At 44.3% G+C, this 21,488-nt stretch carries 22 protein-coding genes, 1 tRNA gene and 1 pseudogene; 10 read left to right on the top strand and 14 right to left on the bottom strand.

From position 1 onward, the window contains the following. From tolQ to A3738_RS13160, 13 genes and pseudogenes are all read right to left on the bottom strand, one after another. The coding region (tolQ, locus tag A3738_RS13220) for a protein TolQ (protein ID WP_068763631.1) at positions 1–560 on the bottom strand (560 nt) is incomplete at its 3' end. Between the two features lie 10 nt (positions 561–570). Beyond that, complete coding sequence (locus A3738_RS13215; RefSeq protein WP_068473881.1) at positions 571–981, bottom strand: YbgC/FadM family acyl-CoA thioesterase; 411 nt, start codon at positions 979–981, stop codon at positions 571–573. Positions 982–986: 5 nt separating this feature from the next. Next, positions 987–2,012 carry a Holliday junction branch migration DNA helicase RuvB gene (gene ruvB / locus A3738_RS13210; RefSeq protein WP_068476756.1) on the bottom strand — a complete coding sequence of 342 codons (1,026 nt, stop codon included), beginning with the start codon at positions 2,010–2,012 and terminating at the stop codon, positions 987–989. 89 nt (positions 2,013–2,101) lie between these two features. After that, positions 2,102–2,707, bottom strand: coding sequence for a Holliday junction branch migration protein RuvA (ruvA, locus tag A3738_RS13205; protein WP_068473367.1), 606 nt, complete (start codon positions 2,705–2,707; stop codon positions 2,102–2,104). 43 nt (positions 2,708–2,750) lie between these two features. After that, a complete protein-coding gene (ruvC, locus tag A3738_RS13200; RefSeq protein WP_068476754.1) occupies positions 2,751–3,269 on the bottom strand; it encodes a crossover junction endodeoxyribonuclease RuvC in 519 nt (172 codons plus the stop codon). Between the two features lie 221 nt (positions 3,270–3,490). After that, complete coding sequence (gene aspS / locus A3738_RS13195) at positions 3,491–5,275, bottom strand: aspartate--tRNA ligase (RefSeq protein WP_068476752.1); 1,785 nt, start codon at positions 5,273–5,275, stop codon at positions 3,491–3,493. Between the two features lie 33 nt (positions 5,276–5,308). Beyond that, positions 5,309–5,566 (bottom strand): FmdB family zinc ribbon protein, encoded by a 258-nt coding sequence (locus A3738_RS13190; RefSeq protein WP_068476749.1) that lies wholly within the window; start codon positions 5,564–5,566, stop codon positions 5,309–5,311. Between the two features lie 188 nt (positions 5,567–5,754). Continuing rightward, on the bottom strand, positions 5,755–6,288 hold the full coding sequence (locus A3738_RS13185) for a response regulator (protein WP_068476747.1): 534 nt from the start codon (positions 6,286–6,288) through the stop codon (positions 5,755–5,757). Further along, positions 6,266–7,063 carry a sensor histidine kinase KdpD gene (locus tag A3738_RS32015; RefSeq protein WP_255376170.1) on the bottom strand — a complete coding sequence of 266 codons (798 nt, stop codon included), beginning with the start codon at positions 7,061–7,063 and terminating at the stop codon, positions 6,266–6,268. The genes A3738_RS13185 and A3738_RS32015 overlap by 23 nt, the downstream gene beginning before the upstream one ends. Positions 7,064–7,090: 27 nt before the next feature. Then, positions 7,091–8,176, bottom strand: a pseudogene (locus A3738_RS32010) (ammonium transporter); the annotation flags it as partial. 182 nt (positions 8,177–8,358) lie between these two features. Further along, positions 8,359–8,446 (bottom strand) — tRNA-Ser (locus A3738_RS13170). Between the two features lie 75 nt (positions 8,447–8,521). Continuing rightward, entirely contained in the window at positions 8,522–9,346 is an 825-nt protein-coding gene (locus tag A3738_RS13165; RefSeq protein WP_068476741.1) for a protein-glutamate O-methyltransferase CheR, read from the bottom strand. An 18-nt stretch (positions 9,347–9,364) separates the two neighbouring features. Beyond that, positions 9,365–10,303, bottom strand: coding sequence for a chemotaxis protein CheV (locus A3738_RS13160; protein WP_068476739.1), 939 nt, complete (start codon positions 10,301–10,303; stop codon positions 9,365–9,367). Positions 10,304–10,427: 124 nt separating this feature from the next. Between A3738_RS13160 and flgA the strand changes: the two genes are divergently transcribed. From flgA to A3738_RS13115, 9 genes are all read left to right on the top strand, one after another. Then, complete coding sequence (flgA, locus tag A3738_RS13155; protein ID WP_068476737.1) at positions 10,428–11,138, top strand: flagellar basal body P-ring formation chaperone FlgA; 711 nt, start codon at positions 10,428–10,430, stop codon at positions 11,136–11,138. Between the two features lie 86 nt (positions 11,139–11,224). Then, positions 11,225–11,527, top strand: a complete 303-nt coding sequence (gene flgM, locus A3738_RS13150) for a flagellar biosynthesis anti-sigma factor FlgM (RefSeq protein WP_068476735.1) — start codon at positions 11,225–11,227, stop codon at positions 11,525–11,527. Between the two features lie 26 nt (positions 11,528–11,553). Further along, positions 11,554–12,060, top strand: coding sequence for a flagella synthesis protein FlgN (locus A3738_RS13145; protein WP_068476733.1), 507 nt, complete (start codon positions 11,554–11,556; stop codon positions 12,058–12,060). Positions 12,061–12,203: 143 nt separating this feature from the next. Then, positions 12,204–14,003, top strand: coding sequence for an extracellular solute-binding protein (locus A3738_RS13140; RefSeq protein ID WP_068476731.1), 1,800 nt, complete (start codon positions 12,204–12,206; stop codon positions 14,001–14,003). Between the two features lie 5 nt (positions 14,004–14,008). Beyond that, positions 14,009–15,103, top strand: coding sequence for a microcin C ABC transporter permease YejB (locus A3738_RS13135; protein ID WP_068476807.1), 1,095 nt, complete (start codon positions 14,009–14,011; stop codon positions 15,101–15,103). Further along, a complete protein-coding gene (locus tag A3738_RS13130) occupies positions 15,103–16,140 on the top strand; it encodes an ABC transporter permease (protein ID WP_068476729.1) in 1,038 nt (345 codons plus the stop codon). Before A3738_RS13135 ends, A3738_RS13130 begins: the two co-directional genes overlap by 1 nt. 12 nt (positions 16,141–16,152) lie before the next feature. Beyond that, on the top strand, positions 16,153–17,769 hold the full coding sequence (locus A3738_RS13125) for an ABC transporter ATP-binding protein (protein ID WP_068476727.1): 1,617 nt from the start codon (positions 16,153–16,155) through the stop codon (positions 17,767–17,769). A gap of 24 nt (positions 17,770–17,793) precedes the next feature. After that, a complete protein-coding gene (locus tag A3738_RS13120; protein WP_068476725.1) occupies positions 17,794–18,585 on the top strand; it encodes an enoyl-ACP reductase in 792 nt (263 codons plus the stop codon). Positions 18,586–18,683: 98 nt separating this feature from the next. Continuing rightward, positions 18,684–19,802, top strand: coding sequence for an alpha/beta fold hydrolase (locus A3738_RS13115; RefSeq protein WP_068501280.1), 1,119 nt, complete (start codon positions 18,684–18,686; stop codon positions 19,800–19,802). A gap of 18 nt (positions 19,803–19,820) precedes the next feature. On the opposite strand, the gene A3738_RS13110 is transcribed toward A3738_RS13115, so the two are convergent. Continuing rightward, the gene (locus A3738_RS13110; RefSeq protein ID WP_068476721.1) at positions 19,821–20,186 is read right to left on the bottom strand and encodes a PilZ domain-containing protein; all 366 of its coding nucleotides are present in this window, start codon (positions 20,184–20,186) and stop codon (positions 19,821–19,823) included. Between the two features lie 226 nt (positions 20,187–20,412). Here A3738_RS13110 and A3738_RS13105 point away from each other — a divergent pair, with 226 nt between their 5' ends. Then, complete coding sequence (locus A3738_RS13105) at positions 20,413–21,477, top strand: 3-deoxy-7-phosphoheptulonate synthase (protein ID WP_068476719.1); 1,065 nt, start codon at positions 20,413–20,415, stop codon at positions 21,475–21,477. Positions 21,478–21,488 lie beyond the last annotated feature (11 nt).

Raw genomic sequence — 21,488 nt, 5'->3', positions numbered from 1 at the left:
GCAACTACCGCTGGAATCGCAGCAAACAAGCCCATTGCTGTTGCAATAAGTGCCTCAGCAATACCTGGAGCGACCGTTGCTAGTGTCGCTTGCTGCTCTTGCGCCAAACCCAAAAACGAATTCATGATCCCCCAAACGGTCCCAAATAAGCCGACATAAGGACTAGTCGAGCCAACAGTCGCTAAGAAAGACAAATTTGCGTCGAGTCGGTCTGCTTCTCGAGCTAGGGCGACGCGCATCGCTCGCTGCGTTCCAGACATGATCGCATCGGCATCCATGTCATTTTGGCGAAGACGATTAAATTCTTTAAAACCCGCCCGAAATATGTACTCGAGACCTGGCACATTTTCGGATTCTCGATAGAGACGGCTGAGATCCATTCCAGACCAAAATCGCTCTTCGAATTCAACTTGGTTTGCTTTAGCAGTTTGGAAGTAAGCTTTACGCTGAAAAATTAGATACCAAGAAATAACGGATGCAGCCAACAAAGCCAGCATAACCAATTGCACCAACAAGCTCGCGTCTGCGATCAAGCCCCAAACAGAAATCTGATTTTCCAAAATAAATCCCCTAAGACACGCCCTGCAGAGCGCTAACTAATTGTTTTGGCATACCTTGTGGCCGACCACTATCAAGATCAACGCAGGCTACACGCACTTGCGCCTCAACGAGTGTCACGCCCTTTTCACCAACGCGCTCAACCCATTGTTTAACATCAAAGTATGATCGTTTTATTTCTAGTACTTCAGTGAATATCAGCAACTCATCATCTAAATAAGCTGACTTTCGATAATTAATATTCAAGGAAGCAACGACAAAACTCACCCCATCTGAAAGCGAGCGCCGCATTTCGAACCCTTGAGTACGGACAAATTCAGTACGAGAACGTTCGAAAAACTTTAGATAATTGGCATAGAACACCACACCACCAACATCGGTATCCTCGAGATAGACTCGAATAGGCAGTGAAAAAGGATCCATCTATCCTATTCCCCTACAGGCATCGTTAAACCAAAATGCAACCATGCCTTTTCAGTGGCCATTCGCCCTCTAGGCGTGCGAATCATATAGCCCTGCTGAATTAAATAAGGCTCGAGAACATCCTCGATCGTTCCTCGCTCTTCACCTATTGCGGCAGCCATACTCTCAACGCCTACTGGACCACCACCAAAATTCTCAATCATCGTGAGCAGTAACTTTCGGTCCATATGATCGAAACCGCATTCATCTACACTCAACATATTTAAGGCCTTATCAGCGACCTTCTGAGTAATGCTTCCGTCACTTTTAACTTCCGCATAATCTCGTACGCGACGCAAAAGGCGGTTAGCAATACGCGGCGTACCACGAGAACGCTTAGCAATCTCGACAGCACCCTGTGACTCAATATGAATTCCAGATAAGCGAGCAGAACGCTCCACAATACTCGCCAAGTCAGCGACACTATAAAACTCGAGGCGCTGAACAATACCGAATCGATCACGCAGTGGTGACGTTAATAGTCCGGCGCGCGTGGTAGCGCCAACCAGTGTAAACGGGGGCAAATCCAACTTAATAGACCGCGCTGCTGGGCCTTCACCAATCATAATGTCGAGCTGATAATCCTCCATCGCGGGATAAAGAACCTCCTCGACATTCGCACTTAAACGATGAATCTCATCAATAAAAAGAATGTCGCCTTCTTCTAAGTTGGTGAGTAAGGCCGCTAAATCGCCTGCCTTTTCGAGCACCGGCCCAGACGTAGACTGAATGTTAGATTCAAGTTCATTAGCGAGGATATTCGCGAGCGTTGTCTTACCTAAGCCAGGCGGACCGAAAATAAGAACATGATCAAGTGCCTCTTCTCGTTTTTTTGCTGCCTCAACGAAAATAGACATTTGTTCTTTGACAACAGGCTGACCTACGTAGTCAGCTAGTAATTTCGGGCGAATAGCACGATCTTGTGCTTCTTCTTGCTTACTGCGGCCGCCGCTATTGGGCGCGGCGGAAATTAGGCGGTCTGCGTCAATCATGGCTTAAAAGAGAGTGATGAATAAAACTAGTGTACATCTCAAGCACACTGACGAAAGTTAAATATCAGTTACAGTGCCAAACACACTAGCTAGCTGAGCGAACGGAGGGCCTGCTTAATAAGATCCTCGACAGACATCCCTGCTTCAAAACTCTTCTTCACGAGCTTCGCCGCATCACTCGGCTTGTAACCTAATGCGGTTAATGCTGCCTCTGCCTCTTGCTCGACTGACTCTTCTGGTAAAGCAACGGCAGCTTGTTCCATCTCTCCAAGGCCATCGTTTTCGGTTGCTACAGCGCCTAGCTTATCTCTCAACTCAATCAACAAACGCTCTGCTGTTTTTTTGCCGATACCCGGAAGCTTTACCAGCGCGCTAACATCTTCAAGTTCAACGCAGCGCTTCAAATCTGAGGCATTTAAACCAGACAGAATCGCGACACCTAATTTAGGCCCTACACCATTCACCTTGATGAGTACTCGGAAGACATCTCTGTCCGAGAGAGAAGAAAAACCATAAAGCAATTGAGCATCTTCACGCACAACAAAATGCGTATACAACACTACCTGCTCGCCAATCTCTGGCAGCGAGAATGCAGTTGATAACGGAACATCTAACTCGTAACACAGGCCATTGACGTCAATGAGTGCTTGATGGGTATTTTTAGATTCAAGCACACCCTTTATTTTTCCAATCAAAATACTTCCTAAATTATCAAAACAGACTTTCAGCCAAGCCTTATTAACTTACTCTACCGCGTCGACTGCGCGTCGCACCGGTCATTTTTATTAAGCTTTGCTGCATATGTGCATGACACAGGGCAACAGCCAAAGCATCCGCTGCATCTGCCTGTGGCGTAGCATTCAAACCCAACATATTGACCACCATATGCGCGACTTGAGATTTATCTGCTGATCCCTTGCCTACCAAAGCCTGTTTCACTTTGCGCGCAGCGTATTCGCTAGTTGGCAAGCCAGCAACATTAGCAGCCGCAATAGCAACACCTCTTGCTTGACCCAACTTAAGTGCTGAATCTGCATTACGCGCCATGAACACTTCTTCAATCGCAAACTCATCAGGACTATATTGCTGAATGAGCTGCGTAACACTATTGAAAATCAACCCCAACTTGTCAGCGAGCGAATCTTTCTGAACGCGAATACACCCACTACCTATGTAATAGCTTTTACCGGCCTTAAACTCGATCAAACCATAACCGGTAATTCGAGAACCAGGATCTATCCCTAAGATAATTGACATAAAGATCTTACAAGCAAAACAATTCAGGCGAGTTTAAAGGGGTATAACGTGACACGCCATTAAATATAAGAAATGGGAGAATCGAACTAGGAGAATATAGACACAAACAGAATGAGGTCGAAGACAAAGATAGTAATAAAAACTAGTTAAGACATGACGAACTTAGCAATCACACGATTACATCTGTCCGTCATGACTTTAATTAAGAAGATTAAAGAGCTTTAGTTAGACTCTTCTTTCTGTGGCTCAGGAAGGTTTAGCTTAATGCTCAACTCACGAAGCTGCTTCTTATCAACTTCACCTGGCGCCTTAGTTAGTACGTCAGTAGCACTCTGTGTTTTCGGGAAGGCAATCACTTCACGAATAGAACTTGCACCCGTCATCAACATCACAAGACGGTCAAGACCAAATGCCAAACCACCGTGAGGAGGACAACCGAACTTCAATGCATCCAATAAGAAGCCAAACTTCTCTTGCTGTTCTTCTGCGTCGATACCAAGAATATCGAATACAATACTTTGCATTTCTCCATCGTGAATACGGATAGAACCACCACCAAGCTCAGTACCGTTAAGTACCATATCGTACGCACGTGACAATGCTTTTTCAGGCGCATCACGCAATTCAGCAGGTGAACAAGAAGGCGCTGTAAATGGATGGTGAATTGCTGTTAAGCCTCCATCATCCAACTCTTCGAACATAGGGAAGTCAACAACCCAAAGTGGTGCCCACTCTGTTGTGAACATATTGAGATCTTCACCCACTTTGCAGCGCAGTGCGCCAAGCGCTTCGTTTACAACTTTTTCTTTATCTGCACCGAAGAATACAATATCGCCATTTTTAACACCTAGGCGATCCATAATTTGCATTGCAACTTCTTCGCCTAAGAACTTAACGATTGGCGACTGAAGACCTTCAACGCCTTTCTCGATTTCGTTAACCTTAATCCAAGCAAGACCTTTCGCACCGTAGATTCCAACAAACTTGGTGTATTCGTCAATTTGCTTACGACTAAGTTCCGCACCACCATCAACTTTAAGTGCTGCAACGCGACCTTTAGGATCTTTTGCTGGGCCTGCGAACACCTTAAACTCGATACTTTCCATCAAGTCAGCAACATCAACAATCTCAAGCGAAATACGTAAGTCAGGCTTGTCGCTACCGTATTTGCTCATCGCTTCTGAATAAGGCATTTTAGGGAATTCGCCAAGATCAACGTCAAGCAAGTCTTTGAACATTGAACCAACCATGCCTTCCATGTTCGCCATGATTTCTTCTTCGCTCATGTATGAAGCTTCAACATCCACCTGTGTGAATTCAGGTTGACGGTCAGCACGCAAATCTTCATCACGGAAACATTTAGCGATTTGGTAGTAGCGATCAACACCAGAAACCATCAATAGCTGTTTGAACAACTGTGGTGACTGAGGAAGTGCGAAGAAGTTACCTGGCTGAGTGCGACTTGGCACCAAGTAGTCACGCGCACCTTCTGGCGTCGCACGTGTAAGGATTGGCGTTTCAACGTCCATAAAGCCGTTGCCGTCCATGTAGTTACGAATGTAGTTCGTTACTTTTGAACGGAACATAAGTTTGTTAAGCATTTCAGGACGACGAAGATCCATAAAACGGTATTTAAGGCGCGTATCTTCACCAACGTCTACGAATTCGTCTAGCGGGAATGGAGGCGTCTCAGCACTATTAAGAACAACAAGCTCTTTGCCAAGAATTTCGATCTTACCAGTCGTCATATTCTCGTTAATCGTGCCTTCTGGACGACCACGAACCAGACCTTTAATTTGAAGAACATATTCACTTCGAACACGGTCAGCCGCTGCAAAGCTTTCTTCAGTATCTGGATCAAATACAACTTGAGCGATCCCTTCGCGGTCACGCATATCAAGGAAAATAACACCACCGTGGTCACGACGACGATGAACCCAACCACAAATGGTAACTTCTTGTCCGATCAATTCTTCTGTTACTTGACCGCAATATTGACTGCGCATAGTCCTGTCCTAATTATATTCTTACTAATACCGTTATGCAGCGCTATCGCTACTTGATGAGCTAGATGACGAACTTTTTCCAGCATCACCCGCTAAATTCTTCTTTTTGCCAGTTTTAAAATCTGTTTCATACCAGCCGCCGCCCGACAACCGGAATCCCGGCGCAGAAATCTGCTTGGAAAACGTTTCGTTATTGCACTCTGGACACGCTGTTAACGGTTCATCGCTTAATTTCTGAAGTACGTCTTTCTGAAAGCCACACGACTTACAAGCATACTCATAGATTGGCATCAAACACCTTCTTACTGAAAAACAGACGAAAACTTTCTAGCGCTAACTAGTCACGCTTAAAAAAGGGGCGGTAGTATAAACAATTTTGAGGACTTGAGCAGTAGTAGAACGGCTTACTAAAGAGACTGCCTGCACGGAAGTGCACATTTTTTTAATTTATTAAACCTTTTTACAGCCCAGCAGCAAAATTATTGATCTGTGAGCAAGTTTAACAGAACTGACTTAAGCTTCTCGTTATCAAGAGGTTTCGTTAAGAAGTCATTCGTTCCAGCATCAAAACATTGCTGCCGATGCTCGTCTAAATCATTCGCGGTAATGGCCACAATAGGCAGCTCCGAATCAGCGATGCCTAGCTCATTCCGAATCTTTTGCGTTGCCGTTACACCATCCATAACAGGCATCTGCATATCCATCATAACAATGTCATACTGCTCAGCGCGCACCTTCTCAACAGCGATCTCTCCGTTATCTGCCGTATCACAATCAAACCCAAGGTCAGCCATGGCAAACTCAATCAACACTTGATTATCCATCGTGTCATCAACAATAAGACATCGCTTGCCCTTATAGGAAACAACATGATCATTTGCCAACTCGCTTTGCAGGCCTTCAGACAAATATTCAAGTATTTCTTCGGGTTCATTGTTATCAGTTTGCAAGGGGAAAGAGAGAAAGAATGTCACACCCTTTGATGATGACTCATGACGAATAGAACAACCCATAGCACCTAGAAGTTGACGCGATAAGTACAAACCTAAAACCTAAGCCTTCATGAGAACGACTCAATGACGAGTCAGCCTGCCAAAACTTCTCATAAGGCTCATGAGCAAGTAACAGCTCAGAGCCGTAATTGGTTATCGAACAAACAAAACTCTTCCGCTGATCGAAGTTGTAATTAACCTCTATGGATAAGCCATCACCAAACTTACGCGCATTATCAAAAACCTCACGTAACACGTCGTACAAGACCTGCATATCTATATAAACCTGACCTTCGAGCTCTTTGGGAACAGATTCCTTAATCCCGACACCAAGCTCATCAAACATAAGGTGCGCTTGAACCCCCACCTCTCGTACAACAGCTTCGCACGAGTAAGCTTGGCAACTAACACCGTGTTCAAAACCATCTACGCGCTCAACATCTAACAACTGCTTGGACAGTGCATCGAGTCTTTGCCCCGCTTCAAGCACGCGCTTAGACAAATCACGTGATTCATCAGCATTGCTAACACCAGACACCAATCGTTTTGCGAATCCAATAACCGCAGTAATAGGCGTTCGTATTTCGTGATTCATCGTCCCGATAAACTCATCCTTTACACCTTGGAGACGCCGCGACTCACGCAGTAAATCTTGAAGCTCTTGCTGCTGAGCATCTATGCTTGTTAGAAGACCATTGTAATGCCCCGCTAACAAACCAACTTCGGTGGATTCATTTTCAGGCAATCGCTTCGTTAGTTCTCCGCTTTCATGGTTGTGGCTGATTGACTCGATCATGTCCGACAGATCATTACGCTCTCCGTGCTCGTAAATATTGAGCCTAAGCTTTTCGGCCTCCTTACTAATTCTGAGAGGCCAAAAGCGGTTAATTAATCGCATCACTGCATACGTTAAACCAAAACCCCAAACCACAGCGATTGCCAAGCCAACAAGCTGAGGCAGCAACGAAAACTCAGAAACAAACAGAACAGGAAGCAACACTCTCACCATACCGCCACCTAAATGAACGGGCACAGCATCAACTGCATCATCAACTTCGAAGTATTCAAGTAATGATGAAGAACCTTTCATTACCCAATACGCAAGCACACCAAGCATAAGCGCTTGAGTCGGCGTAATAAGATGAGCCGAGGCACAAGACGCGACTAGCCCTGATAAGATTGCATTTATCAGAACCTTCACATCAATAATTGAGCGTCGCAGCAGTGAAAATACTACAGCAAAAGCACCCGCTCCACATGCAGCGAAAACCGTATTAACAATGACTAAAAATACGTCGATATCTGAGCGATATGCTGAACCACCGTTAAATCCTAACCAGCCTATGAACAATAAAAATCCACCGCCAACGGCTACAGGCATATTAGCGGCAAGAGCCACTTTGCGCCCTTTAACAAACACACCTTCCCGCGGACCAATAATCAAAAGTACGGCCAAAGCAATCGCACCACCCACGACGTGAACAACTGCCGAACCAGCTAGGTCTACAAACCCAAACTGTGCGAGCAGTGCAGACTGACTCTAGACATTAAAAGCAAAAAAGGGATAGATAAAGACCGCGGTAAAAACCGCTACAATGACATATACCCAGAGAGCAACGCGCTCTGAAAGAGCTCCGGATATCAACGTTACACAGGGTGCAAAAAATAGGCTCTGATAGAGAAAGACTAGATAGCCCTCACCTTCCAATACAAGATCGCCATCAAAGACAATTGCTTATCCGACAAACCAGAAAAGAAGAATCACTAAACATAAGTCGAGGACATTTTTTGCAGCAACGTTAACGTTGTTTTTTGAACGCACCAAACCAGATTCTAGCAATAAAAAACCTACTTGCTGGAGAAAAACTAAGAATACGCAAACGGCTAACCAGATCGCTTCAGCAGACACAGTCACCAAACTCAATAATTAGAAACTAAACAGTCAGGCTAGTCGTCATTCAGGCGTAAACGCAGTGAATTTGTAGGTTAATTTTAAAAATTGATGTAGATCAATTTGTGGCGTTTAGACCAGACAGAAAAGGATAGAAATGACGGAGTTTGGACAGAAGTAAGATTCGACTCTTTATAAATTGGCGGTGAGGGAGGGATTCGAACCCTCGAACGGTTTCCCGTTACACACTTTCCAGGCGTGCGCCTTCGACCACTCGGCCACCTCACCAACACAAATAGACCGACGACCCATTTGAGAAGCGGCGTAATTTATATTAGGGATAAACCAAAAGCAAGAAGGAGTTCACTTTGCTTGATAAACAATGCCGCCGCGATACTGAATCATGTTAAACAGCTCTCCGGCAGGACCAATCGACTCAGACGCTCCCAACATTAAATAACCTTTCGGGCGAAGCTGAGCATGCATTTTTTCGAGAATCTGCCTTTTATTTTCAGGGGAAAAATAAATAAGCACGTTACGACAAAAAATCATATCGAGCTTTCCGCCCAAGGCGATATAACTATCTTGTAAATTAAGCGACTTGAACTGAATGCTCTGCTTGATATTAGGTTTAACGGTCCAAGTGTTATGAGCACCTTGATCAAAATACTTTTCAAGACGCTCCTTTGACATACCTCTATTCAAAGCTAACTGATCGTATTCACCTTTTCTTGCAACATCTAAGATTGAAGATGAAATATCTGTTGCGACGATATCTAAGCCCCTCGAACCAAGAAGAGGCTTAGCTTTGGCAAACTCATTAGCACAAATAGAAAGCGAATAAGGCTCCTGACCACTAGAGCAGGCTGCTGACCAAATCCTTGGTTTTCTAGCGCCGGCCACTGAATACAACTGCTCTAAAAGCTCGTCTTTAAAATACTTAAATGGATGATCATCACGAAACCATAAAGTCTCATTTGTTGTCATCGCATCAACAACCTTTTGACGAAGCATGTGATTGCCAAATTTTAGTTTTTCTAGAAGTTGGTCTAATGACTCAAGACCATTCTCCTCAAACACTGCGCGTAGTCGGCTGTTCACCAAATACTCTTTGTTTGCTCCAAGCACAATTCCGCAAGCGGAATCTAAAAACTCACAAAAGGCATCATAAGACTGACTATTAATCACAAAAACTTCCCTGAATTTTTATTGCTGAATATGCGAATCAATTGCCTGCATTACACGCTCAGCCAATTCGTCGGGACTAAATTTCGCCATAAAGTCGTCTGCCCCAACTTTTTTGACCATCGCTTGATTAAATACGCCACTCAGAGAAGTGTGCAACATAATATATAAATCAGATAACGAACTTTCCGATTTACACTTAGCCGTCAAGGTATAACCGTCCATTTCTGGCATTTCCACATCAGAGATCATCATACTGTAGTGATCACTCGCGCGAGAGCCATCTTCGGTGATTTCTCTTAAGTGTTGATAGGCTTGGCGCCCATCGTTTTTGAGCACTACCTCAGCACCAATGGTCTGCAAACAATTCTGAATTTGCTTTCGCGCAACCACAGAATCATCGACAACCAAAATTCGATGCTTTTGAAATTCTTCTTTGTCGCGACCGTCAAGCGTACTCTCTTTGACACTTTCATCCATCGGAGAGACTTCAGAGAGGATTTTTTCGACATCCAAAATCTCAACTAATTTGTCGTCTATTTCAGTAACGGCTGTAAGGTAGTTTTCTTTTCCAGAACCCTTCGGTGGCGGATGAATCTCTTCCCAATTTAGGTTCACGATACGTTCGACGCCTGCGACCAAAAAGCCTTGTGTATTTCGGTTGTATTCCGTGATGATAATAAATTGTTCAGTAAGATCGTCTGTAGCGACAGAACGCTGACCAGTCGCCATACCCATATCTAAAATTGGAATAGTGCCGCCCCGGATATGAGCAACACCTTTAACAACAGGATTACTTTTAGGCAGACTCGTAAGACGAGGACATTGAAGAACCTCTTTTACCTTAAAGACGTTGATGCCATATACCTGACGCCCAGCCAACCTAAATAACAGAAGCTCAAGCCTATTTTGGCCAACCAACTGCGTTCGTTGGTTTACGCTATCTAACACACCAGCCAAGGTAACACCTCGATAATTGAGAAATTAGTAAAGTTTTATCAAATCAATAATAGACCATCATTAAAAAGTAGGCCTATAGATTGCAGTAAATATCGCAAATAACGATTATTTGTCATTAAAGCGCATGTCGAAACGCCATCTATACACAATAGTTACCCTGCTTTTAGCCTCTATCGCTGCGAATAGTTCATTTGCGCAGACCTTAAATGCAGAAAATCTTATTACTGAAGCATACTCATATCTCACTATGGAACTCAGTACGTACGAGGCAAAAGGCTTCCGCACTGAATATAAGATCGGCAAAGTTTCACCGAAATTTAGTGTGCCAGTATGTGAAAGTGAAATTAAGAAAGAATTACGTAGAGATATTTTCAAAACAGCGAACAATACAATCGCCATGTCATGTGCAAGTCCAACTTGGCAAATTCATATTTCTGCCAAAGCCGCGCTATACAAGAAAGTGATTACAGCGCTGCAAAGCATTCCTAAGAACACCGCCATTAGAGAAAGCCATCTAGGTACGATGGAACAGCAGGTAAATCTCAATAGGCGTGGTAGCTACGGACATCCAGATCATCTCGTGGGAATGATTACTAAACGTAGCATTCGTCAAGGCGAAGTCATCAGCCCAACCCAGTTAAAAGCACCTATGCTCGTGCAGCGCGGAGATGAAGTTCTAATAAGCGCATCAAACAGCGCCATCCGCATTCAAATGAAAGGCGAAGCCTTGAGTGCAGGGTCTCTCGGAGAGCAAATTAGTGTTAGAAACTTATCTTCTGAGAGAATTATCCGAGCCCAAGTCCTTGAAAGAGGTAAAGTTTTAGTTGTTCTCTAAAAAAATACGAGATTTATACGAAAATTCATTAAAGTTTTTTTACTAGCTTCCGATAAACTATGCGTAAAGCAGTTAGAGTATGAAATATGAACATCGACATTAATGGTTTAAATTCTGGCAATCTTGAGAATTTGCGCGCAAAACGCAATGAAACAAACGCGCCTGCGCAAACCAAAGAGACTGCTAGTTCAAGCCCTGCTCCTCAGGCCAGTTCCGCTCAAGTTAGCTTAAGCAACACTGCTCAGATTCTTAGCCGAGCAGAGAACTCTCTCAAATCTGAGCCAGATGTTGATGCTGCGCGCGTTGCAGAACTACGCGCGTCGATTGAAGACGGAACATACAAATCAAACCCTGAAAACATGGCTCAAAAAATGCTTGATCTCGAATAGATTTATTCTTTTCGAGGCAAGCACTAATGGCTAACACCCCTTCTTCATTCGAACAACGCAAACCTGCCCTCTGTAAACAGCTGAAGCAACTTATCGATAAAGATCTTTCTGATCTTGATCAATTGCATAAGACACTTTTAAACGAAGCCCAAGCTCTGAAAGATCGTAACAGCACCGAAATTGAAGTCATCGCAAAAACCAAAGGCACACTAGTTAAGAACATTGAAGATCGAGCTCGCGCCAAAGTTAAGCTCATCACTGCCTCTGGAGCACCTATCGAAGCTGGAAAAGTAAAGATGGGGATAGACGCGCTTGGTGACGCGGAGCTGTCAACTCTTTGGTCGCAATCACTTAATCAACTCGAACAGTGCAAGGAATTAAACCAAGTAAACGGTTTAGTCATTGAGCGCTCACGATCGCGAAATCAAAAAATTATGGATATGGTTCGAGGCAAACATCAAAAACCAAAGCTTTACGGTGAGAAAGGCGGCGAAAGCACGTACTCCGGCACTAACAGAATCGCAAAAGCATAAAACTGTATAGCTTTTAAGCAACCCGCGAGCTCTCGCGTGACCTCTGACTCAAACCAACCATAAAACAGCCTTTACTCGCTAGACGCTTGAGTCAAATCGCTTTAGGATTCTATTAATAACACTAACAAGCGCGGCCCTATATTATGCGAACTTGGCACTTATCTATTGCTTTAGTTTTCTCTCTTTCCTTAAACACCAGCATTGCTAACGCGAATCAAGACCCTGCGCCGTCGCACGGCCTTGCGATGCACGGAGACCTAAAATACGGTGCCGACTTTAAGCACTATGATTACGTTAATCCTGACGCTCCGAAAGACGGAACGCTGCGCTTAAGCGTGCGCTCTAACAGCTTCGATAGTTTCAATCCATTCGTCGTAAAAGGTGTCAGTGGCGCCGGGGTTTCTTATCTCTATCAAACACTCACTAATCACTCCGAAGACGAAGCGTTCTCTGAATATGGATTAATAGCCGAACAAATTATCATGCCTGCTGATCGCAGCTGGGTACGCTTTGTTATCAACGAAGACGCAGCCTTCAGTGATGGCTCTGCAATTACCGCAGAAGACGTGAAATATACATTTAACATGCTCACCACGCATGAGCGCGCACGTCCATTTTACGCGGCTTACTACGGAGATGTGGTTGATGTAGTTATTGAAGACAGTAAAACTATCACATTTAAGTTTAAAGACGACAAAAACAAAGAACTCCCTCTAATTCTTGGTCAGATGCCAGTGCTATCAAAAGCATATTGGGAAAAAGTCGGGTTTGGTTCTGCGGGCTTAGATATCCCTGTTGGTAACGGCCCTTATGTTATTGACCGCTTTGAAGCAGGTCGTTCGATCACCTACAAGAGAAACCCCGATTACTGGGCAAAAAATTTACCAACAGCGAAAGGTAAATATAATTTCGATGAAATCGTTTACGAATACTACAGCGACAACACTGTTGCTCTCGAAGCATTCAAAGCGGGTGAATACGATTTTAGAACCGAGACCACAGCTAGAAACTGGGCCACACAGTATAAAGGTAAGCTGTTCGATTCAGGCGAGCTAATCAAAGAAGAAATCAAACACGAACGCCCATCGGGTATGCAGGCATTCGTTCTCAATACCCGCAAAGCATACTTGAGCGATCCTAAAGTAAGACGCGCGCTCACTTATGCCTTTGATTTCGAATGGACTAACAGCAACTTATTCCACAGTGCTTATAAAAGATCTTCGAGCTATTTCGAAAACTCTGAATTGGCGTCTTCCGGCGTCCCAGAAGGCGAAGAACTTGCCATCTTAGAAAAATTTAAGAAACAGCTTCCAGCAGAAGTATTTACCACGCCCTATTCTGTACCAAGCACAGCAAAACCAAACTCTATTCGCAAAAATCTGCGCTCAGCGATGAGCTTGTTAAAGGAAGCTGGCTACGACGTTAAGAACGGCAAGCGCGTTGATCAAAATGGAAACCCATTTAAACTCGAATTCTTAATGTTCCAAAAAGACTTTGAACGAGTCGTTCAGCCTTTCATTAAGAATTTAGAAAGACTAGGCATTGATGCAAGAATTACAGTTGTTGATACAACTCAGTATATTAATCGTTTGCGCGATTTTGATTTCGATGTCGTTGTCAGTGGCATTGGCCAATCTAATTCGCCAGGCAATGAACAACGTGAGTATTGGAGCTCCAGTAAAGTTGCTGTGCCGGGATCACGTAATTATGCAGGTATCAACGACCCAGTTGTCGACGAACTAATTGAAATGGTTATTAGCTCTCCAGATAGACAATCTCTTATCACTAGCACGAGAGCTTTAGATCGAGTATTACTCTGGGGCCATTACGCGATTCCAAATTGGTACAACCCAGTTGATCGCATCGCGTATAGCAAGAAGCTTGCTCATCCCGAAGTTACACCAAAATCGGGCATTTACTTAGACGCTTGGTGGGTGAAGTAACAGAAATGCCCGCCTACATATTTAAGCGTTTGCTTCTTATGATCCCTACCCTGTTTGGGATCATGCTTCTCAACTTTGTGATTGTCCAAGCAGCTCCCGGCGGCCCTGTAGAACGCATGCTCGCTCAAACCCAAGGAATGGAATCAGATGTCCAAGCCCGTTTAGGGGGCGGCTCTGATACTGCCATGAGCGGCTCAACTAGTGAAAGCTCTAGTTCCAAATACAAAGGTGCTCAAGGCCTCGACCCAGAACTCGTTGAGCGGATCGAGAAGCTTTATGGCTTCGATAAACCTGCGCATGAACGCTTTTGGATCATGATAAAAAGCTATCTCAGCTTTGATTTCGGAGATAGTTTCTTTCGAGATAAAAGCGTCACCGATCTTGTTCTCGAAAAAATGCCCGTATCTATATCACTTGGGCTTTGGTCTACGCTAATCATTTATATGCTATCGATACCAATGGGTATCAAAAAGGCTGTCAATGACGGCAGCCGGTTTGACGTCTGGACGAGCAGCGTCATTATCGTTGGTTATGCGATACCAGGTTTTTTATTCGGCGTGTTACTTATCGTTTTATTTGCCGGCGGAAGTTACTGGGATCTATTTCCCCTTCGCGGACTTACCTCAAGCAACTACGACCAACTCTCGTGGTTAAAGCAGATTCTCGACTACGCATGGCATTTAGTCTTGCCCGTGACAGCAATCGTAGTGGGCGGTTTCGCAACACTCACGATGCTCACCAAAAACTCCTTCTTAGACGAAATCAATAAGCAATATGTCGCAACCGCGCGCGCGAAAGGACTCACTGAGAATCGAGTGCTTTACGGCCATGTCTTTCGAAACGCGATGCTTATTGTTATTGCGGGAATGCCGAGCGCACTGATTGGTATATTTTTTACCGGCTCCATGCTTATCGAAGTCATATTCTCTCTAGATGGTCTCGGGCTATTAGGTTTCGAAGCGGCTCTAAATCGAGATTATCCAGTCATGTTTGGAACCCTCTATATATTCACCATTGTCGGATTGCTGCTGAAGCTGATTAGTGACTTGACCTATGTGCTCATCGATCCGCGAATAGACTTTGAAAGTAGAGAGTCATAATGCAGTTACTCAATACCGACAATTGGTCGCCTCTTAATCGTCGTCGCTTAGAAAATTTCAAAGCAAACCGACGCGGGTACTACTCTCTATGGTTTTTTCTGGCGCTATTTCTTTTCTCATTGTTTGCTGAGCTTGTCGCTAACGACAAACCTCTGCTTATATATTTTGATGGGAGCTTCTATTCTCCGATTAGCCAAGTCTATGCAGAGACCGAATTTGGAGGGGAATTTGAAACAGAAGCCGACTATCGTGATGAATACGTCGTCGAGCTAATCGAAGAGAAAGGCTGGATGCTATGGCCACTTATTCGCTATAGCTACGACACGCACAACTATAACTTGAGTGAACCAGCGCCCTCCTCCCCCACGTCTGATAATTGGCTGGGCACAGACGATCAGGCGCGAGACGTATTTGCGCGAGTAATTTATGGCTTTAGGATCTCTGTCTTATTCGGCTTAGCGTTGACAATTTTCTCATCCATCATTGGAGTAGCTGTTGGCGCATTACAAGGATACTACGGCGGAAAAGTCGATCTAATTGGCCAGCGATTCATAGAGATTTGGTCAGGGCTACCAGTACTATTTCTGCTAATCATTCTATCAAGCATGATTGAACCGAGCTTCTGGTGGTTACTTGGAATCATGCTGTTATTCAGCTGGATGGGCTTAGTCGATGTTGTTCGTGCCGAGTTCCTGCGCGCACGTAATCTTGAATATGTTAGAGCGGCTAGAGCCTTAGGCCTGAACAATGCAGGCATTATGTTTCGCCACATACTACCGAATGCGATGGTTGCAACTTTAACCTTTATGCCGTTCATATTGACGGGGTCTATCACAACTCTTACTTCGCTCGATTTCTTAGGATTTGGCCTACCTCCCGGATCTCCTTCACTTGGCGAGCTGATCTCGCAAGGTAAAACAAACCTTCATGCACCTTGGCTTGGAATGACAGCATTCATCGTACTTGCTCTTATGCTCTCATTACTCGTATTTATCGGCGAAGCAGTGCGCGATGCCTTTGATCCGAGAAAGATTTAAACGGAACTCATCATGACTACACCAATTATTTCCGTCCAAGATCTGAGCATCGCTTTTGAACATAACAATGTTCAGCAAACCGTAGTTCACAACGTTAGTTTCGATGTATTCAAAGGAAAGACACTCGCTCTTGTAGGTGAAAGTGGATCTGGTAAATCTGTCAGTACGAATGCGATCATGCAGCTCCTTCCAAAACAAACTGTGCGTTACACATCAGGTAAAATCACCTTCGAAGGTCACGACCTACTCCAAGCTGACGAACGTCATCTAAGAGGTGTGCGAGGCAACAAAATTGGAATGATTTTCCAAGAGCCAATGACCTCTCTTAATCCTTTACATACAGTTGAGAAACAAATTAGTGAGGTGCTTGAGATACATCAAGGACTTCGCGCTCACCAGTGCAAAGAGCGCTGCCTTGAGCTCTTACGTTTGGTTGGAATACCAGAACCGGAACGAAGACTAAGCGCCTACCCTCATGAGCTTTCTGGAGGACAAAAGCAGCGCGTAATGATTGCTATCGCTCTTGCTAATGAACCAGAGGTACTCATTGCCGATGAACCAACAACAGCGCTAGATGTAACGGTTCAAAAGCAGGTTTTAGAGCTAATCGCTGATCTACAGACAAAACTAGATATGGCCATCATTCTCATTTCGCATGATCTCAATGTCGTCAGACAATATGCAGATCACGTATGCGTTATGCGATATGGGCACGTTGTAGAGCATGGCAATGCCGAAGCAATATTCAACTCCCCTACAGAAGAATACACGCAAACGCTAATTAACTCAGAACCAAGCGGCTCTCCATACCCCGTCGAAGAGAATTCCGATACGATTCTTCAAACAGAACAGCTAAGTGTTGATTTTATTCTTAGACGTAATGTTTTCGGCAAACCGACACGCAGCTTTCAGGCTGTAAAGCAAATGGACCTGTCATTAAGAAAAGGTGAAACACTAGGTATTGTTGGCGAAAGTGGCAGCGGCAAAACTACGACTGGAATGGCGATACTAAAGTTGCTCGATTGCACGGGTTCAATCACCTTCAACGGAAAACGAATTGACCAGTTAAACCAAAGCCAGTTCCGTCCTTTTCGTCGTGAAATTCAAATCGTTTTTCAAGACCCATTTGGAAGCCTAAGCCCCCGAATGTCGATTGGCCAGATCATTGCTGAGGGCCTTGATATTCACGGCATTGGCTCGGAATCTGAGCGAGAGCAAATGATCATCGACGCGCTAACTGAAGTTGAGCTCGACCCAGAAGTGCGACATCGCTATCCACATGAATTTTCGGGCGGACAGCGCCAGCGTATCGCTATTGCACGAGCTTTGATCCTCAAGCCTGAAATCATTATTTTGGATGAACCGACATCGGCGCTAGATAGAAGTATCCAAGTTCAAGTAATCGAGCTACTTAAGAATATCCAGAAAAAGTATCAGATCGCTTATATCTTTATTAGTCACGACTTGGCTGTTGTCCGCGCATTAAGTCATCGCGTTATGGTCATGCAACACGGCCAAGTTATCGAACAAAACGATTGTGAACAGCTCTTTTCATCTCCACAGCATGAATACACAAAAGAATTGCTTGATGCCGCATTCTTTTACGGACACAATCCGGCGACCGCTTAAACAGATTATTTCTAAGGGATCACTATGGGCTTTTTAGCTGGTAAAAAAGTACTTATTATCGGTGTAGCAAGTAAGCTTTCCATTGCTACCGGCATCGCAGACGCTATGCATCGTGAAGGCGCTGAAATTGCACTGACTTACCAAACAGAGAAGCTGAAAAAAAGGGTTGTTGATTTTGGGAAAAAATGGAACAGCCAATTAATTCTTCCCTTAGATGTATCTGACGATGCGCAAATTGAAGCCGTTTTTGAAGAGATTTCAAAGCAGTGGGGTTCTATCGACATTGTGGTGCATTCAGTTGGTTATGCGCCTGCTCATGAACTAGAAGGCGATTATGTTGATGCGACCACTCGTGAAGGATTCGCTATCGCCCATGATATCAGCGCCTATAGTTTCGTTGCGCTCGCTAAGTACGCACGTCCTTTGATGAGAGAAAAAGGCGGTTCATTGCTTACATTAACTTATCTTGGCTCACAACAGGTCGTTCCGAATTACAACGTTATGGGCCTTGCTAAAGCGAGCCTTGAAGCCAATGTTCGTTACATGGCGAATAGCTTGGGCGCAGATGGTATTCGCGTGAATGCTATCTCCGCTGGTCCGATTCGAACATTAGCTGCTTCAGGAGTTAAAAACTTCAGAAAAATGTTGAATGAAACCGCTAAGCAAGCCCCATTGAAGCGCAATGTTACTATCGAAGAAGTGGGTAATGCGGCTGCATTTATGTGTAGCGACTTAGCGAGTGGAATTAGTGGAGAGATTTTGTTCGTTGATGGCGGATTTAATACCACCGCTATGCATCCTTTGGACGATGCCTAACTAAGTTAGCTAACGTAAACAGCACTAGTTCACTGAATAGTCTGCTAGTTTGCGTATGCTTACGGTTTTACTGGGAAGTTAGAGAGAAACAACTGCGTATGTTTCGCATTTTAAAAGTTGCGCTAGTCACTTTGAGCATTGTATTGCTTGGCGCGTGTACGAATATGAAGGGTGCATCTAAATCCTCGACTTCTCTGACTAGTTTTCTAGGTTTTTCGGAATTACCTGATTGGTACATCACTTCCCGCTATACCTATCCTGACTCAGACTATCGCGATAATGACTTTGGCTTACCTGTGCATTTTCGTGATGTAGGCGAAGGCGATACCATTGTCCTTATCCATGGCGAGCTTTCCTCTGTTCACACATGGAACCGCTGGGTCGAAATACTTCGCCAAGAATTTCGTGTTATCGCGATTGATTTACCTGGCTCAGGTTTAACGGGGGCACCACGCTGCATTCGCTCACCAGAAGATCTATGTCCTGAAAACTTAAGTCGTGATTACCTGAGTCATACCCTCACCTACCTAATTGAAGATCTCGAGCTCCGAAACTTTCATTTAGTCGGTGCTTCTTACGGCGGATATTTAGCTGCACGTTACGCTATAGACAACTCAAATAAAGTAAAAACTCTTACTTTGGTATCGCCTCTTGGCATGCAGCAAGAGCCCCCTTTCATGGTCCGATACTTAGATAATACAGGCCTACTTTCCGAGTATTTTCAACCATCAACGATCGTTACCACAATGGTAGATGATTTTTACGCCAATCCAGAAAAAATCACCCCCGACACCCTCCAGCGTTACATCCATCTTTTGCAAGGCCCAGGAGCGCATGCGACAAATGTACGTCACGCCAGCCTAGCGCGCGAGCTGATGGAGTACGGAACTCAAGAGACTCTGAGTAACATTGAAAATCGCGCTCTAATTATGTGGGGAAATAAAGACAAATGGGGTGACTTCGAGCACGCCGAGAGATGGGTGGAAGAAGTTCCAAATGCAATGATGGTTGAGTATAAAGGAATCGGGCATTTGGCGATGGAAGAGCATGCAGAAGACTCTGCCTATGACTTAATTGCTTTCATAAACGACGAACCTCTGCCGACTCTCGAAGGCTTAGGCCGCGATTCCTTCACCTTACAAGATGCGGTTAATTCTGTAGGTGATAAAGAAGCCTTATTTGGTGATGGCTTACCAGAAATGACTGACGAGCAATAAGTAAAAGCACACCGCTCGTTAATTTAAGAAATTAGCGAGCAAGCCCTTCCAATCATCAATACCTGTTTGTTCAGAATCCAAAAACTCAAAACCTATAAGAAAGCCGTCATTATGGGTACGTACCCAACGGACTTCTCCTGCTAGTCGATAGTTTTTGTCATATTCATCAAGATCGATCACAAGCGTATGAATCGCTCCGACTTTCATTGAATCGTCGGCTAGCAACTGAGCGCCCGTTGCAGAGATGTCCAGCACTTCACAGCGAACAATTTCAGGGCTCGAAGTTTCATCTGGTGTCGGTGCAACGAGTTCAACAAAGATTTCGCCACTGCGATACATCCGTGCTTCGCGGCGCCGCTCGTCATCACTGTAATACCTAATCATATATTCCTTTACCGAAGCTTGTTTTTGTTTTGAATAACAAAAGTATAGACAGCGATGTTCAAAAGGTTATCGATAATCACAGGTTTTTTCATAATGTTTCACGGAACATTCGCTATGTCGTTGCAAAGCATTAACGTTTAGGTCAACATCGTGCCCACAAAGACAAACTTTCTGTTGTTAAAACAATAACCTGTCGGAAACGAAACGATATCAGTAGGTTAAATAAATGAGCGCTGAATTAGATAATATAAATGTTGCGAGCCAAGAACTCCTTATTACTCCCGCACAACTAAAGCAAGACATCCCTCTTACCGAGAAAGCGAAAGAAGTTGTCACTGAAGGTCGCGAAACGATCAATAATATCCTTGATCGCAAAGACAAGCGTATCTTCCTTGTTGTCGGTCCTTGTTCAATTCATGACATTGATGCTGCCAAAGATTACGCCCTAAGGCTAAAAGAATTGGCAGACAAAGTAAGCGACACTATTTACCTAGTCATGCGCGTTTATTTTGAAAAGCCACGCACAACGATTGGCTGGAAGGGATTGATCAATGACCCACATCTAAACGATTCATTTGAAATCGAAGATGGTCTTCATATTGGTCGTAAGCTTCTGATCGACATCGCAGAAATCGGCCTACCGACTGCTACAGAAGCGCTTGATCCGATTTCTCCGCAATACCTTCAAGACACAATCTCTTGGTCTGCAATCGGAGCAAGAACAACTGAATCGCAGACACACCGTGAAATGAGCTCTGGTCTGTCTGTTGCTATTGGCTTTAAAAACGGAACAGATGGTGGACTTGGTGTAGCAATCAATGCACTTGGATCAGTCGCACACCCTCATAGCTTCCTGGGAATCAACCATGAAGGCCAATGTTCAATTGTACGTACAAAAGGTAACCCATACGCACACGTTGTATTGCGTGGCGGCGGCGGTAAGCCAAACTACGATTCCGTGAACGTTGCGCTCTGCGAACAAGCTCTAGAGAAAGCAAATCTGGCAAGCAATATTATGATTGATTGTAGCCATGCAAACTCAAACAAAGATCCAGCATTGCAACCACTGGTAATGCAAGACGCTACGAATCAAATTATTGACGGTAACAAGTCAATCATTGGATTGATGATCGAAAGTAATATTAATTTCGGGAATCAATCAATTCCTGAAAACTTAGAAGAGCTGGAATACGGCGTATCTGTGACAGATGGTTGTATTGATTGGGAAACTACAGAGAAAGCTATTCTAGATATGCATGCGAAATTGAAGGACGTTCTTCCTACACGCTAAGCATCTCAAGC

This window comes from Oleiphilus sp. HI0066, assembly GCF_001635725.1.
The sequence above is the reverse complement of the archived record's forward strand: the minus strand, read 5'-3'. Positions and strand labels throughout refer to the sequence as shown.